The sequence below is a fragment of the Pseudomonas sp. LBUM1640 genome, assembly GCF_059716225.1.
The window spans coordinates 278,226-292,781 of the sequence record NZ_CP166816.1 but is presented as its reverse complement, the minus strand read 5'-3'; the positions used below and the strand labels follow the sequence as shown (position 1 = coordinate 292,781).

At 61.2% G+C, this 14,556-nt stretch carries 11 protein-coding genes; 7 read left to right on the top strand and 4 right to left on the bottom strand.

All coding sequences use genetic code 11. From position 1 onward, the window contains the following. Window positions 1-58: 58 nt before the first annotated feature. The gene (gene ompR, locus ACA065_RS01220) at window positions 59-799 is read right to left on the bottom strand and encodes an osmolarity response regulator transcription factor OmpR (RefSeq protein ID WP_053255745.1); all 741 of its coding nucleotides are present in this window, start codon (window positions 797-799) and stop codon (window positions 59-61) included. A 357-nt stretch (window positions 800-1,156) separates the two neighbouring features. Between ompR and ACA065_RS01215 the strand changes: the two genes are divergently transcribed. The 7 genes from ACA065_RS01215 (at window position 1,157) to tauD (ending at window position 9,363) form a co-directional block, all read left to right on the top strand. Beyond that, on the top strand, window positions 1,157-3,481 hold the full coding sequence (locus ACA065_RS01215) for a Tex family protein (RefSeq protein ID WP_497692980.1): 2,325 nt from the start codon (window positions 1,157-1,159) through the stop codon (window positions 3,479-3,481). Then, a complete protein-coding gene (locus ACA065_RS01210) occupies window positions 3,481-3,864 on the top strand; it encodes a PaaI family thioesterase (RefSeq protein WP_497692979.1) in 384 nt (127 codons plus the stop codon). The genes ACA065_RS01215 and ACA065_RS01210 overlap by 1 nt, the downstream gene beginning before the upstream one ends. Before the next feature lie 214 nt (window positions 3,865-4,078). Beyond that, on the top strand, window positions 4,079-5,662 hold the full coding sequence (gshA, locus tag ACA065_RS01205; RefSeq protein ID WP_497692978.1) for a glutamate--cysteine ligase: 1,584 nt from the start codon (window positions 4,079-4,081) through the stop codon (window positions 5,660-5,662). 245 nt (window positions 5,663-5,907) lie between these two features. After that, window positions 5,908-6,885 (top strand): taurine ABC transporter substrate-binding protein, encoded by a 978-nt coding sequence (tauA, locus tag ACA065_RS01200; RefSeq protein ID WP_497692977.1) that lies wholly within the window; start codon window positions 5,908-5,910, stop codon window positions 6,883-6,885. Between the two features lie 17 nt (window positions 6,886-6,902). Further along, entirely contained in the window at window positions 6,903-7,682 is a 780-nt protein-coding gene (tauB, locus tag ACA065_RS01195) for a taurine ABC transporter ATP-binding subunit (RefSeq protein ID WP_497692976.1), read from the top strand. Continuing rightward, the gene (tauC, locus tag ACA065_RS01190) at window positions 7,679-8,515 is read left to right on the top strand and encodes a taurine ABC transporter permease TauC (protein ID WP_497692975.1); all 837 of its coding nucleotides are present in this window, start codon (window positions 7,679-7,681) and stop codon (window positions 8,513-8,515) included. The genes tauB and tauC overlap by 4 nt, the downstream gene beginning before the upstream one ends. An 11-nt stretch (window positions 8,516-8,526) precedes the next feature. Beyond that, window positions 8,527-9,363: a taurine dioxygenase gene (tauD, locus tag ACA065_RS01185; protein ID WP_497692974.1), complete on the top strand. Its 837-nt coding sequence runs from the start codon at window positions 8,527-8,529 to the stop codon at window positions 9,361-9,363. A gap of 186 nt (window positions 9,364-9,549) precedes the next feature. Here the strand turns inward: tauD and mgrA are convergent, their stop codons facing one another. From mgrA to betT, 3 genes are all read right to left on the bottom strand, one after another. Continuing rightward, complete coding sequence (gene mgrA, locus ACA065_RS01180) at window positions 9,550-10,587, bottom strand: L-glyceraldehyde 3-phosphate reductase (protein WP_497692973.1); 1,038 nt, start codon at window positions 10,585-10,587, stop codon at window positions 9,550-9,552. 108 nt (window positions 10,588-10,695) lie between these two features. Beyond that, a complete protein-coding gene (locus tag ACA065_RS01175; RefSeq protein WP_497692972.1) occupies window positions 10,696-12,045 on the bottom strand; it encodes an OprD family outer membrane porin in 1,350 nt (449 codons plus the stop codon). Between the two features lie 370 nt (window positions 12,046-12,415). Beyond that, complete coding sequence (betT, locus tag ACA065_RS01170) at window positions 12,416-14,377, bottom strand: choline transporter BetT (RefSeq protein WP_497695279.1); 1,962 nt, start codon at window positions 14,375-14,377, stop codon at window positions 12,416-12,418. Window positions 14,378-14,556 lie beyond the last annotated feature (179 nt).

The following is a 14,556-nucleotide window of genomic DNA, read 5'->3' as shown; positions in this document are numbered from 1 at the left end:
CAGCCCGTTGACCCTTATGGAGTCAAACGCCGGGCTGCCCGCGCCTGCAAATCATCGATTACTTGGTTGCAGTGCCATCCGGCACAAACACATAACCCACGCCCCACACCGTCTGGATATAACGCGGCTTGGACGGATCCGGCTCGATCATGCGGCGCAGACGGGAAATCTGCACGTCGATGGAGCGCTCCAGGGCATCCCACTCACGACCACGGGCCAAGTTCATCAACTTGTCGCGCGTCAGTGGCTGGCGAGCGTTCATCACAAGGGCCTTGAGCACGGCGAACTCGCCGGTGGTCAACATGTGCACTTCTTCGCCACGCTTGAGCTCGCGGGTCGCCAGCGACAGTTCGTAGTCGCCAAAGGTGACGCTTTCGTCTTCGCTGCCTGGCGCGCCCGGAACCGGTGCTGCCTGGCGACGCAATACAGCTTTGACCCGAGCCATCAGCTCATCCGGGTTAAACGGCTTGGCCAGGTAGTCATCGGCGCCCAGTTCGAGGCCCTTGATGCGGCTCAGCTCATCGCCTTTGGCGGTGAGCATGATGATTGGAATCTGGTTGTTCGCACCGCGCAGGCGTTTGCAGGCGGTAAGGCCGTCTTCGCCGGGCAGCATCAGGTCGAGCACGACCAGATTGAACACTTCACGCCCCAACAGGCGGTCCATCTGCTCGGTGTTCGGCACCGCGCGGGCACGGTAGCCCTTGGAGTTGAAGAAACGCTCCAGCAGGCTGCTAAGCCCCGGATCGTCGTCAACGATGAGAATTTTTTCGCCTTCAGCAGTTTGTGCAGTGCTGCTCATTAGATGCTCCTCTTATCTCGGCGCGCATTATGGCGTAGCTGCCGTTATACGCACCGTGTGCATTGTTAGCAGATTTTTCCTCTACCGCCAGCGAACCCTTGCCCTGCAACCTGCGGCGCATTCCCCACCAGGGGCAGAACGCTGGTTATAATGCGCCGCCTTTGTGCAGGGCAATGTCAGACTTTACTGCTTACTGCCTCATTCGTTTTTTCAGCGACGGGCAGCAGATTTCCGATTTCGAGGGTCATAAGCCCGCCTCTTGACCCAGGCAGCGGCGCCAACAGGGCCGCTCAACCAGCCTCGTAGCGCCTTGTTTTGCGGGCCTGCGAGCTGCTTTTCAGAATTTCAGGTGGTTTTATGGACAGCATCAACAGCCGCATCGCCGAGGAACTCGGTGTACGCCCACAACAGGTCGAAGCGGCCGTCGCTCTACTGGATGAGGGCTCCACGGTGCCTTTCATCGCCCGTTACCGTAAAGAAGTGACCGGCAGCCTCGACGACATCCAATTGCGTCACCTGGAAGAGCGCCTGCGCTACCTGCGAGAACTCGACGAACGGCGCATCAGCATCCTCGCGAGCATCGAGGAACAGGGCAAGCTGACCCCGCAACTGGAACGCGACATCAAACTCGCCGACACCAAGACGCGCCTCGAAGACCTTTACCTGCCCTACAAACAGAAGCGCCGCACCAAGGGCCAGATCGCCCTGGAAGCCGGCCTGGGCGACCTGGCTGACGGCCTGTTCAACGACCCGTCGCTGGCCCCGGAAACCGAAGCTGCACGCTTCATCGACGCCGAAAAAGGCGTCGCCGACGTCAAGGCCGCCCTCGAAGGCGCCAAGTACATCCTGATGGAGCGCTTCGCCGAAAACGCCGGCCTCCTGGAAAAGCTGCGCACTTACCTCAAGCAGGAAGCCACCCTCAGCGCCCGCGTCATCGCCGGCAAAGAGGAAGAAGGCGCCAAGTTCCGCGACTATTTCGAACACGACGAACCGCTCAAGAGCATGCCGTCCCACCGTGCGCTGGCGATTTTCCGTGGCCGCAACGAAGGCATTCTCAGTTCCGCGCTGAAAGTCGGCGACGAGCTGCCGGGCACCATGCACCCGTGCGAAGGCATGATCGGGCAACAATTCGGCATCCAGAATCAAAACCGTCCTGCGGACAAGTGGCTCGGTGAAGTGGTGCGTTGGACCTGGAAGGTCAAGCTCTACACTCACCTGGAAACCGACCTGCTCGGCGAGCTGCGCGACGGCGCCGAGACCGAGGCGATCAACGTCTTCGCCCACAACCTGCACGACCTGCTGCTGGCCGCTCCGGCCGGCCCGCGCGCGACCCTGGGCCTCGACCCGGGCCTGCGCACCGGTTGCAAGGTCGCGGTGGTCGACGCCACCGGCAAAATGTTGGACCACGCCACCGTGTATCCGCATGTGCCGCACAACAAGTGGGATCAGACCCTGGCCATCCTGGCCGCCCTGTGCGCCAAGCATTCGGTGGACCTGATCGCCATCGGCAACGGCACCGCCAGCCGTGAGACCGACAAGTTGGCCGCCGAACTGATCAAAAAATACCCAGCCATGAAGATGACCAAGGTCATGGTTTCCGAGGCCGGCGCGTCGGTGTACTCGGCGTCGGAACTGGCCTCCAAGGAATTCCCGGACCTCGACGTGTCGATCCGTGGCGCCGTCTCCATTGCTCGCCGCCTGCAAGACCCGCTGGCCGAGCTGGTGAAGATCGACCCTAAATCCATCGGCGTCGGCCAGTACCAGCACGACGTGTCGCAGCTGAAACTGGCGCGCGGCCTGGATGCGGTGGTGGAAGACTGCGTGAACAAGGTTGGTGTGGATGTGAACACGGCCTCGGTGGCGCTGCTGGCGCGTATTTCCGGCCTGAATACCACCCTGGCGCAGAACATCGTCACCCACCGCGACGAAAACGGCGCGTTCAAAACCCGTGCCGCGCTGAAAAAAGTCGCACGCCTGGGTGAAAAAACCTTTGAACAGGCCGCCGGCTTCCTACGCGTAATGAATGGCGATAACCCGCTGGATGCCTCGGCAGTTCACCCGGAAGCCTACCCGCTGGTGCAACGCATTGCCGCCGAGACCGACCGCGATATCCGCTCGCTGATCGGCGACGCCGCGTTCCTCAAGCGCCTGGACCCGAAGAAGTACACCGACGAAACCTTCGGCGTACCGACCATCACCGATATCCTGCAAGAGCTGGAAAAACCTGGCCGCGACCCGCGTCCCGAGTTCAAGACCGCCGAGTTCCAGGACGGCGTCGAAGACCTCAAGGACCTGCAGCTGGGCATGATCCTCGAAGGCGTGGTCACCAACGTGACCAACTTCGGCGCCTTTGTGGATATTGGCGTGCATCAAGACGGTTTGGTGCACATCTCTGCACTTTCGGAGAAGTTCATCAAAGACCCACGCGAAGCGGTGAAGGCCGGTGACGTGGTCAAGGTCAAGGTGATGGAAGTCGATATCCCGCGCAAACGTGTAGGCCTGTCGATGCGCATGAGCGACACCCCCGGCGAGAAAATCGACGGTGCCCGTGGCGCACGCCCAGGTTCGGCGCCGCGCCAGTCGCAGAACAGCGCGCCGCGCAAAGAAACCGCTACCGCAGCGCCGAGCAACAACGCCATGGCGTCGCTGTTCGCCAATGCCAAACAGTTGAAGAAGCGCTGATGGAAATGCCGGCCGGTTTGACCCAGAGCGCCTTCAGCGAACTGATCGGCTGCCGCCTGCAACGCCTTGAAGAAGGCGTTGCCGAGGTGGCCCTGACCCTGGAGCCGCACCTGCGCAACCGCGCGGGCAAGCTCCACGGCGGGGCGATTTTCAGTCTGGTGGACATCACCATGGGGCTGGCGTGCTCCAGCGCCCATGGTTTCGACCAGCAGAGCGCGACCATCGAGTGCAAAATCAACTATATCCGCGCCGTAGAAGACGGTGACGTGCTGTGCACCAGCCGCGTAATTCACGCCGGCCGACGCACGTTGGTGGTCGAAGCCGATGTGCATCAAGGCGAAAGACTTGTCGCAAAAGCACAAGGCACCTTCGCTGTCCTCTAGCTCCCCGCCCTCGATTTGAGTTAATTTCGGCGCTGCGACAACAGCGTCGGAATTTTCTTGCTGCGCTATAGCCCAACTCATGGAGTGAAGCAGGCTTTTCCAAAGCGGGTCAAATCGACTCAAAACCAGGCGATAACGCCAGTTTCAACTTCACCCTTGTAGACCGTCCTGCCCACCCCCATATTGGGGCGACTGACGCGTGAAGGAATCCAACTTGAGCGAACTTCTCAACCGCCGCCTGGCCTTGCTCGGCAAGCGCGAACACCTCTCCCTGCTAGAGCAGTGCTTGCACGGCATCGAGCGCGAATGCCTACGCGTCACCGGTGAGGGTCGCCTGGCACAAACGCCGCATCCCGAAGCCTTGGGCGCCGCGTTGACCAACGAATTGATCACCACCGACTACTCGGAATCGCTGCTGGAGTTCATCACCCCAGCCCTGCCCAACCCGGCCGATACCCTGAGCAGCCTGGACAAGATTCATCGCTTTGCCTACAGCAAGCTCGGCAACGAGTACCTGTGGAGCCCTTCGATGCCGTGCCCGTTGCCGGCCGAGGAAGACATTCCGATTGCCTACTACGGCACCTCCAATATCGGCCAGCTCAAGTACGTGTACCGCAAGGGCCTGGCCCTGCGTTACGGCAAGACCATGCAGTGCATCGCCGGCATCCACTACAACTTTTCCCTGCCGGAACAGTTGTGGCCGCTGCTCAAGGAGACTGAAGGTTTCGTCGGCACCGACCGCGACTATCAGTCCACGGCCTATATCGCGCTGATCCGTAATTTCCGCCGCTACAGCTGGCTGCTGATGTACCTGTTTGGTGCCTCGCCGGCCCTGGACGCCGGTTTCCTGCGCGGCCGCTCGCACCAGTTGGACGTGCTCGACGCCGACACGCTCTACCTGCCCTACGCCACCAGCCTGCGCATGAGCGACCTGGGTTACCAGAGCAACGCCCAGGCCGGCTTGACGCCGTGCTACAACGATCTGAGCAGCTACACCGACAGCCTGCGCGAAGCTGTGGCAACGCCCTACGCGCCTTACGTCGAAGTCGGCACCCACAAGGACGGTGAGTGGGTTCAGCTCAACACCAACATCCTGCAGATCGAAAACGAGTACTACTCCAACATCCGCCCCAAGCGCGTGACCTACACCGGCGAACGGCCGATCCAGGCGCTGATGGCGCGTGGCATCCAGTACATCGAAGTGCGCTGCCTGGACATCAACCCGTTCCTGCCGATGGGCATAGACCTGCCAGAGTCGCGCTTCCTCGACGCGTTTCTGCTGTATTGCGCGCTGAACGACAGCCCGCTGTTCGCCAATAACGAATGCGGCAATGCCACCTCCAACTTCCTCAGCGTGGTCAAGGAAGGCCGTCGCCCGGGCCTGCAATTGCAGCGTCAGGGCCAACCTGTGGACATGAAGGAATGGGCCACCGAGTTGCTGGAGCAGATCGCGCCGTTGGCGGCCTTGCTCGATGAGAGCCATGGCATCACCGAGCACAGCCAGGCGCTGGACGCCCAGCTGGCGAAGGTCAAGGACCCTTCCCTGACGCCATCTGCCCAGGTGTTGGCGGCGATGGCCGAGCGTAAAGAAAGCTTTGCGCAGTTCTCGCTGCATCAGAGCGAGGTGCATGCCGAGTATTTCCGTAAAGAGCCGCTGCCGGCGCAAGAGCAGGCGCGCTTTGAAGAACTGGCGCGCAATTCGCTGGCACAGCAGGCAGAGCTTGAACAGAACGAGGTGGGCGACTTTGATGTATTTGTCGGGTCGTACCAGGCAAGCATCCTCGCCATCAGTAACTAAAAGCCTTGCACAAAACCCTGTGGGAGCGGGCTTGCTCGCGAAAGCGGTGGATCAGTCGAAATATTTAGTGACTGACCCTCCGCATTCGCGAGCAAGCCCGCTCCCACATTTGGCCTATGCGGATTCGAGGTTCGCGCTTACTTCCCCTCATAAGCTAATTCGAAAAAGTTATTTATTTTCGGATTCTTAGATCATTTAGTCTCCTCACACGCCGACCCTCGGCCGCCTGATTGAGGAGCTTCCCCTTGAAACGTTTAACCCCTCTGCGCCTCTTGGCCGCATTGTCCCTGGCCGGTGCCAGCCTTTTTGCCCAGGCGGCGGATGTCACCATCGCTTACCAGACCACCGTGGACCCGGCGAAAGTCGCCCAGGCCGACGGCGCGTATGAAAAAGCCACTAACGCCAAGATCGACTGGCGCAAATTCGACAATGGCGCCGACATCATCGCCGCCATCGCTTCCGGCGACGTGCAGATCGGCTACCTCGGTTCCAGCCCGCTGACCGCTGCCGTCACCCGCAAAGTCCCAGTGGAAACCTTCCTCGTCGCCACCCAGATCGGCGGCGCCGAAGCCTTGGTGGCGCGCAACGGTTCAGGAATCAACAGCCCGCAGGACCTGATCGGCAAAAAAATCGCCGTGCCGTTCGTGTCCACCGGCCACTACAGCCTGCTGGCCGCGCTGAAGCACTGGAACATCGACCCGTCGAAAGTGACGATCCTCAACCTCGCGCCACCGGCAATCATCGCTGCCTGGAAGCGCGGTGACATCGACGCCACCTACGTGTGGGACCCAGCCCTGGGTGTGGCCAAGGAAAACGGCAAGGTGCTGATCACCTCCGGCGAACTGGCCAAGTTCGGCGCGCCGACCTTCGATGCCTGGATCGTGCGTAAAGACTTCGCCGAGAAGCACCCGGAAATCGTCACCGCCTTCGCCAAGGTCACGCTGGATGCGTACGCCGCGTACCGCAAAGACCCACAAGCCTGGCTCGCCGACAAAGGCAACGTCGACAAGCTGGTGAAGCTCTCCGGCGCCAAGGCCAGCGATATCCCACTGTTGCTGCAAGGCAACGTCTACCCGCTGGCCGCTGACCAAGTGACCCTGCTGGGCGCACCGACCACCAAGGCTGTGACTGACACCGCCGCGTTCCTCAAAGAACAAGGCAAGGTCGACGCCGTGCTGCCCGACTACGCCCCGTACGTCAGCGCCAAGTTCATCACTCACTGATTCAGGAGTTCATTGCGATGGCCTTGCTACAACTGGAGCGCATCAGCGCACAGTACCCAGGCGCCACAGAACCGGTACTGTCTGACATTTCACTGGACCTTGGGCCCCAGCAATTGCTGGTGGCCCTCGGCCCGTCCGGCAGTGGCAAGACTTCGCTGTTGAACCTGATTGCCGGCTTTGTCGAACCGTCTGCCGGGCGCATCACCCTCGATGGCGTGCCGGTCAAAGGCCCCAGCGCCGAACGCGGCGTAGTGTTCCAGGACGACGCCCTGCTGCCCTGGCAGGACGTGCTGGCCAACGTTGGTTTCGGCCTTGAGCTGGCCGGCGTGCCCAAAGCGCAACGCGAAGTGCGCGCCAAGGAAATGCTCGCCCTGGTCGACCTGGCCGGCTTCGACAGCCGCCGTATCTGGCAACTCTCCGGTGGCCAGAAGCAGCGTGTGGGCCTGGCCCGCGCCCTGGCGGCCGACCCGCGTGTGTTGCTGATGGACGAACCCTTCGGCGCCCTCGATGCGTTCACCCGCGAACAAATGCAGGAGTTGCTCCTGCAAGTGTGGCGGCGCACGGCCAAGCCGGTGTTCCTGATTACCCACGACATCGAAGAGGCGGTGTTTCTCGCCACCGATTTAATCTTGCTGGCACCGAACCCGGGCCAGATCGTTGAGCGCCTGCACCTGGACTTCGGCCAGCGCTACGCCGCCGGTGAATCGGCACGCGCGATTAAATCCGACCCGCGCTTTATCGAAACCCGCGAACACGTGCTGGGCAAAGTGTTCTCGCAACGGCAGGTGTCCGCATGAGCAGCTACGAACTCCCCGCCACCGCCGCCAAGCCGGTGGCGCACGCGGTTATTGCGGTACGCCGCAGCCTGGGCACACGCTGGATCAGCGTGCTCACCTTGGTCGCGTTGCTGGCGATCTGGTGGGCGGTGACCGCCACTGACTTGATCGAGCCGTTGTTCCTGCCGCCACCGTCCGCCGTGCTGCAAAAAGGCTGGCTGCTGGCAACGACGGGCTACATGGATTCCACCTTGTGGCAGCATTTGGGCGCAAGCCTGCAGCGCATCGGCCTGGGCCTCGGTTTTGCGGTGCTGACCGCCGTGCCGGTGGGCATCGCCATCGGTTCCAACCGCATCGCACGTGGCATTCTCGACCCGCTGATCGAGTTCTACCGGCCGATTCCGCCCCTGGCCTATCTGCCGTTGATCGTGATCTGGTGCGGCATCGGCGAACTGTCCAAGGTGCTGCTGATTTACCTGGCGATCTTCGCGCCTATCGCCATCGCCACCGCGACCGGCGTGCGCACGGTCGACCCGGCCAAGCTGCGTGCCGCGCAGTCGTTGGGCGCCACCCGTGCCCAACTGATTCGCCATGTGATCCTGCCGAGCGCCCTGCCCGATATCCTGACCGGTGTACGCATCGGCCTGGGTGTGGGCTGGTCGACGTTGGTCGCCGCCGAACTGATCGCGGCCACCAGCGGCTTGGGTTTTATGGTGCAGTCGGCGGCGCAGTTCCTGGTCACCGATGTGGTGGTGCTGGGTATTCTGGTGATCGCCCTGATCGCCTTCGCCATGGAAATGGGCCTGCGTGCCCTGCAGCGTAAACTGGTGCCTTGGCATGGCCAGGCACATTGAGTGAGAACAGCATGAGCAGCCTGACCGTTACGCCATTAAGCACCGCACTGGGCGCCCAGATCAGTGGCGTCGATATCACCCAAGCGCTGAGCCTTGAACACCGTGACGCCATCGAACAGGCGTTGCTCACCCACTCTGTGCTGTTCTTCCGTGGCCAAGCCATCACCGCGCAGCAACAGGCGCGGTTCGCGGCAAATTTTGGTGACCTGCACATTCATCCGATCTACCCCAACGTGCCGGAACAGCCTGAAGTGCTGATCCTCGACACCGCCGTCACCGATGTGCGCGACAACGCGGTGTGGCACACCGACGTGACCTTCCTGCCCACTCCAGCCCTCGGCGCGGTGCTCAGCGCCAAGCTGCTGCCGGCGTTTGGTGGCGACACGTTGTGGGCCAGTGGGATTGCGGCGTATGAGGCGTTGTCGGAGCCGTTCAGGCGCTTGCTCGATGGCTTGACGGCGACTCACGATTTCACCAAGTCGTTCCCGCTGGAGCGCTTTGGCAACACCGCCGAAGACCTGGCGCGCTGGGAACAAACCCGCAAGAAAAACCCGCCACTGTCGCACCCGGTGATGCGCACGCACCCGGTGAGCGGGCGCAAGTCGCTGTTTGTCAGTGATGGGTTTACCACCCGGATCAACGAGCTGGAGCCAGCCGAAAGCGAAGCCATCCTCAAGCTGTTGTTTGCTCATGCAACGCGGCCAGAATTCACCATCCGCTGGCGCTGGCAGGAGAACGACGTAGCGTTCTGGGATAACCGCGTGACGCAGCATTACGCGGTGGACGATTACCGGCCGCAGCGGCGGGTGATGCACCGGGCGACAATTCTGGGCGACGTACCCTTCTAAGCCAAGCACAGCCTCTGCATTAATGAAGATCAAAAATGTGGGAGCGGGCTTGCTCGCTCCCACATAGATCGTTCCCACGCTCTGCGTGGGAATGCAGCCCACGACGCTCTGCGTCTGCTTCTAGAGCCGTGACGCGGAGCGTCACAGGAGGCATTCCCACGCAGAGCGTGGGAACGATCTGATGGGTTACTCAGCGGTGGAGGGTTTTTCCCACAGGTTAATCCCGCCTTCCTGCGCAAACCGATCAATCTCTGCCAGCTCTTCGGCACTGAAGCTCAAGTTCTTCAACGCACCGACGTTTTCAATGATTTGCTCTGGCCGGCTTGCACCGATCAGCGCACTGGTCACCCGTGGGTCACGCAGGGTCCAGGCCAGGGCGAGTTGCGCCAGGCTCTGGCCACGACGCTTGGCGATTTCATTCAGCGCGCGCACGTGGGCGATGTTGGCTTCGGACAAGTGCTTGGCCTGCAACGAGCCGCCACCTGGGCGATTCACCCGCGCATCGGCCGGTACGCCATTGAGGTACTTGTCGGTCAGCAACCCCTGGGCCAGCGGCGTGAACGCAATCACCCCGGCGCCGAGGTCTTCGGTGGTGTCCAGCAGGTCTTTTTCCACCCAACGGTTGAGCAGGTTGTAAGCCGGCTGGTGAATCAGCAGCGGCACTTTCCACTCTTGGAGCAAGGCGGCGATTTCGCGGGTTTTCACGCCGGAATACGACGAGATACCGATGTACAACGCCTTGCCCTGTTGCACGGCAGTGGCGAGGGCGCTGGCGGTTTCTTCCAGCGGGGTGTCGGGGTCAAAACGGTGGGAGTAGAAGATATCCACGTAGTCGACGCCCAGGCGTTGCAGGCTCTGGTCCAGGCTCGCCAATACATATTTGCGCGAACCGCCGCCCTGGCCATAAGGGCCGGGCCACATGTCCCAGCCGGCTTTGCTGGAGATGATCAATTCATCGCGGTAATGCTTGAAGTCTTCACGCAGCAAACGGCCAAAGTTGATCTCGGCGCTGCCGTAGGGCGGGCCGTAGTTGTTGGCCAGGTCGAAGTGGTTGATCCCCAGGTCGAACGCGGTGCGCAGCAGGGCGCGCTGGGTGTCGATCGGGGTGCTGTCGCCAAAGTTGTGCCACAGCCCCAGGGACAGTGCAGGCAGCACCAATCCGCTGCGGCCTACGCGGCGATAAGGGATAGATTCATAGCGGTTTTCGGCAGCAATGTACGTCATCGAATCCTCTCTGGGCTAAGGGCAAATAAGGCCTGGGAATAAGGTTATTCCCAGGCCTTTTAACCCGCTGAATCGCTTAACTATGCCCTTCTCTTTTACAGCAATTTCCTACCAGAGTGGAACGACATAGCTGACATAAAAGCGATTTTCATCTTGCACGGTGGCACCGGTAATGTCCGGGCTGGCGTGCGCGTTTTTCCAGGTCACGCCAAGCCCTTTGAGGGTGCCGGTGGGTACTTGGTAGGCCACTGCAATGTTACGTTCCCACTCGCTGGTGGTGCCTTGCGCCGTGCGGATGTCATCGCCGTGGGCGTAGGCCGCAGAGAACGACAGGCCGGTGAGGCCGAGCTTGCCGAAGTCATATTTGTACTGCGCCAGCCACGTGCGTTCGCCGGCGTGCTGGAATTTGTTCAACTGCATGTTGGTCAGTGCCGGTGTGTCGGCACCCGAGCCTGGGCCCTGGCGCGCGTCACCGCTGTTCAGGCCGGAATCCAGGTAGGGGAAGTCGCTGTCGCCGCTGTTTTTCTGGAGACCGAGGCCGACGGTATGACCGTCCAGGCTGTAGCTCTCAAGCACGCTGGCGGTGGTTTGGTTGATGCGGCCCTTGCTGGTGCCGTCACCGTAGAGGCCAGCCCCGGCAAAGTCCTTGTCGCCATCGGCGTTGGCGCCCACGCCCAGGCTGCGGAATACGCGCACATCCGTGTCGAACGCACCCACGGACACCGCGTCGTGGCGCTTGGCCCCCAGGAAGAACTGCTGGTAGTAGTCCTCAAGGTTGGAATACCACAGGCTGACGGTGGTGTTCTGGATGCCGGTGTAGTCCGCACCGCCGAACAGGAAGCGGTCGCTTTCTTTGGTGCCGCCGGCGGTGATCATGCCCTGGTCGCCGGTTTCGTTGCGGATCTTGGTCTTGAAGATATCGCCGCCGGTGAAGGTGAAATCAGTGAGGTCTTTAGAGACCAATTGCACACCGGTGTTGGTCTGCTGGTACAGGCGGCCGTCGGTGTTGGCCAGCACCGGGTTGTTGCCGTACAGCGTGCCCACGCGCAGCTCATCCTTGGCAAAGCGCATCTTGAACGTGGGGCTGAGCACACCGAACTGGTCGGCGGATTTGCCGTTATCCAGCGGGAACATGCTGCCGGGGTAGCGGCCTTGGTGATCCTTGTCGTTGAGGTCACCGCCAGAGTCCAGTTTCAACCCGTAGAACGCCTGCAAGTCGAGACCAAAACCGACCGGCCCATCGGTGTAGCCAGACTTGAAGTTGAACTCGAAACCCTGGCCCCAATCACGCACGCTGTGGGCCTTGGCGTTGCTGTTGACCACATCACGGCCCTGCTGATTGAGATAGCGATTGAGCAGGGTCACATCGGCGTGGCTGTCATCGATAAAATCGGCGTGGGCGGACAGCATAAAGCTCGCCATGGCGACACCCACCACGGGGCTTATTAACGTCTTCATTGTTACCGGTCTCCGTCACTGTTCTGAAATGAAAGCGTCAAACGCTTCACACAATTACGCAGTGGCCAGATGACAGTTCCGCGTCAAACCGGGGCTTGAACGAATGAAATTAAATTTAAGAAAGCCCCGTAGAACGGGGCTTTGCGGGCTTTTTTTGTGGGAGCGGGCTTGCCCGCGATGCAGTCAACACGGTGTCTCTCAAACACCGAGCATGATCGTTCCCACGCTCTGCGTGGGAACGCATACCGTGACGCTCCGCGTCACCCGCGCGCAGGGCTTGAACCTTGCGCCAACAGAGGGGCGCGGAGCGCCTCGGGCGGCATTCCCACGCGGAGCGTGGGAACGATCAATCGCGGGCGAGCACAGGAGGCTAGCGCACCAGGTGCAGGAACTGCAGGTGCCGCTCGTACTGGTCAAGGATGTCGTTGATGATCTGCTCCTTGGTGTAGCCCACCAAGTCGTAGTCCTGGCTGCCCTCGCTCAAATGCACTTCCGCCCGATAGTAGCGACGATTGTTGAGCTGCTTGGAGCCCATGCCACCGCGTGCAAAGGACGGCGTGAAATAGCCGCGCATCTGCACCTGGTACACGAACGGGTGCTCTTCGCCGTGGCCGATTTCCAGGCTGACGCTGTCGTTGGACGGGTCGGGCTGGGTGACGACGTTGAGGCCTTTTTCGACAAACACCGCCGTCACTTCTTCGATGGCAGGGCGCACCGTGGTCTCAAGGAACCGGTACACCTCATCGCGCGATGGGAAATGCACCGCCTGGCTCAAACGTTGGCGCCAACCGCCGGTGCCCTTGCGGGAGCCCGACACCGGTGCCAGCGAATGCAGCTGGGCAATTTGCTTTTGCGATTCGAGGTGGAACGCTTTGTGTAGCCCCCACATCATCAGCAGCAGGATCAGCGAGAACGGCAACGACGTCAGCACCACCGCGGATTTCAGCGAGTCGATACTGCCGGCAAACAGCAACGCGCTGGTCACCAGTGCAGTCATCGCGCCCCAGAACACGCGTAGCCACTTGGGCCCGTCTTCATCGGCGTTACCGCCTTTGGACGACAGGGTCGACAGCACCACGGTGCCGGAATCCGCCGAGGTGACGAAGAACACGAAGCTGATAAACACCGTGACCGCGATAACCGTCTTGCTCCACGGGTAAGTTTCCAGCAGTAGGTAGAGGCTCATCGACGGATCGTCGATGGCCGACTGGCCGAGGGCGGTCAACCCGTGGTTGAGCACTTGGTCGATGGCGCTGTTGCCGAAGATCGACATCCACGCCAGCGTAAAGCCCAGCGGGATCAGCAGCACGCCGAAGACGAATTCGCGGATGGTCCGGCCACGGGAAATACGCGCGATAAACAGGCCCACGAACGGCGACCATGCAATCCACCAGGCCCAGTAGAACACCGTCCAACCGCCCAGCCAGTCGCTGGGTTTGTCGTAGGCGTACACATCGAAACTCTTGGTCGGCAAGGCGCCGAGGTAGTCACCGATGTTCTGGATCAAGGTGTTGAGCAAGTGCTGGGTGGGCCCGGCGAACAACACAAACAGCAACAGCGCACAGGCCAGCAGCATGTTGATGTCGGACATCACCCGCACGCCCTTGTCGACACCGGCGACGGCGACGAGGATCGCGGCGCCCATCATCAGCGTGATCAGGCCGACCTGGATCCACTGGGTGTGGGCAATGCCAAACAGGTAATCCAGCCCGGAGTTGAGGTGCAACACGCCAAAGCCCATGTCAGCGCCCAGGCCGAATACCGTGGCGATGATGCCGAAGCCATCGACTGCATAGCCGATAGGCCCGTTGATGCGCTTGCCGATCAGCGGGTACAGCGCCGAGCGCAGCGCCAGCGGCAGGTTATGCCGGTAAGCGAAATACGCCAGCGCCATGCCGACAAACGCGAACACGCCCCAGCCGTGCAGGCCCCAGTGCAGAAACAGAATCTGCATGGCTTGGCGGGCGGCATCGGCATTCATCGGCGCGCCCTGGGGCGGTTGCACCAGGTGCGTCAGCGGCTCGGACACACAGAAGAAAAACAGCGTGATGCTGATCCCTGCGGCGAACAGCATGCCGGCCCAGGACAGGTAACTGAATTCGGGCTCGTCGTGGTCGGCACCGAGTTTTATCTTGCCGTAGCCCGATAGCGCGGTGACCACCACGAAGACCAGATACAGCGTCATCGCGAGCATGTAGTACCAGCCGACCGTGTTGGCCGCCCAGTTTTGCGCGGCCAGCAGCCAGGCACCGGCCTGTTGCGGGATAGCGATGACGGTGATGCCAAAGAGCAGGATGAAGCTGGCGGCAAAGTAGAAAACGGGCGCATTCATGCGCACCATGCCGCTGGATGGGGTGGACGATGCACTCATGAACGATGCACCCCGAGGGTGTTGAATGTGGCTGTAAATAACGGACTCAGCAAAGGTAAGCCTCCTGTTGTGAGCGGGCAGCGAACCACCGGTTTAACTTGAACGAACATTCAAGTTAAACATGGATAGGCGGTCTGGGA

Bases quoted from the DNA above. Each gene is read 5' to 3' on its own strand.
- ACA065_RS01215 (WP_497692980.1), top strand. From the start codon at position 1,157: ATGGACAGCATCAACAGCCGCATCGCCGAGGAACTCGGTGTACGCCCA.
- tauB (WP_497692976.1), top strand. From the start codon at position 6,903: ATGGCCTTGCTACAACTGGAGCGCATCAGCGCACAGTACCCAGGCGCC.
- tauC (WP_497692975.1), top strand. From the start codon at position 7,679: ATGAGCAGCTACGAACTCCCCGCCACCGCCGCCAAGCCGGTGGCGCAC.
- mgrA (WP_497692973.1), bottom strand. From the start codon at position 10,587: ATGACGTACATTGCTGCCGAAAACCGCTATGAATCTATCCCTTATCGC.
- ACA065_RS01210 (WP_497692979.1), top strand. From the start codon at position 3,481: ATGGAAATGCCGGCCGGTTTGACCCAGAGCGCCTTCAGCGAACTGATC.
- ACA065_RS01175 (WP_497692972.1), bottom strand. From the start codon at position 12,045: ATGAAGACGTTAATAAGCCCCGTGGTGGGTGTCGCCATGGCGAGCTTT.
- tauD (WP_497692974.1), top strand. From the start codon at position 8,527: ATGAGCAGCCTGACCGTTACGCCATTAAGCACCGCACTGGGCGCCCAG.
- betT (WP_497695279.1), bottom strand. From the start codon at position 14,377: ATGAATGCGCCCGTTTTCTACTTTGCCGCCAGCTTCATCCTGCTCTTT.
- ompR (WP_053255745.1), bottom strand. From the start codon at position 799: ATGAGCAGCACTGCACAAACTGCTGAAGGCGAAAAAATTCTCATCGTT.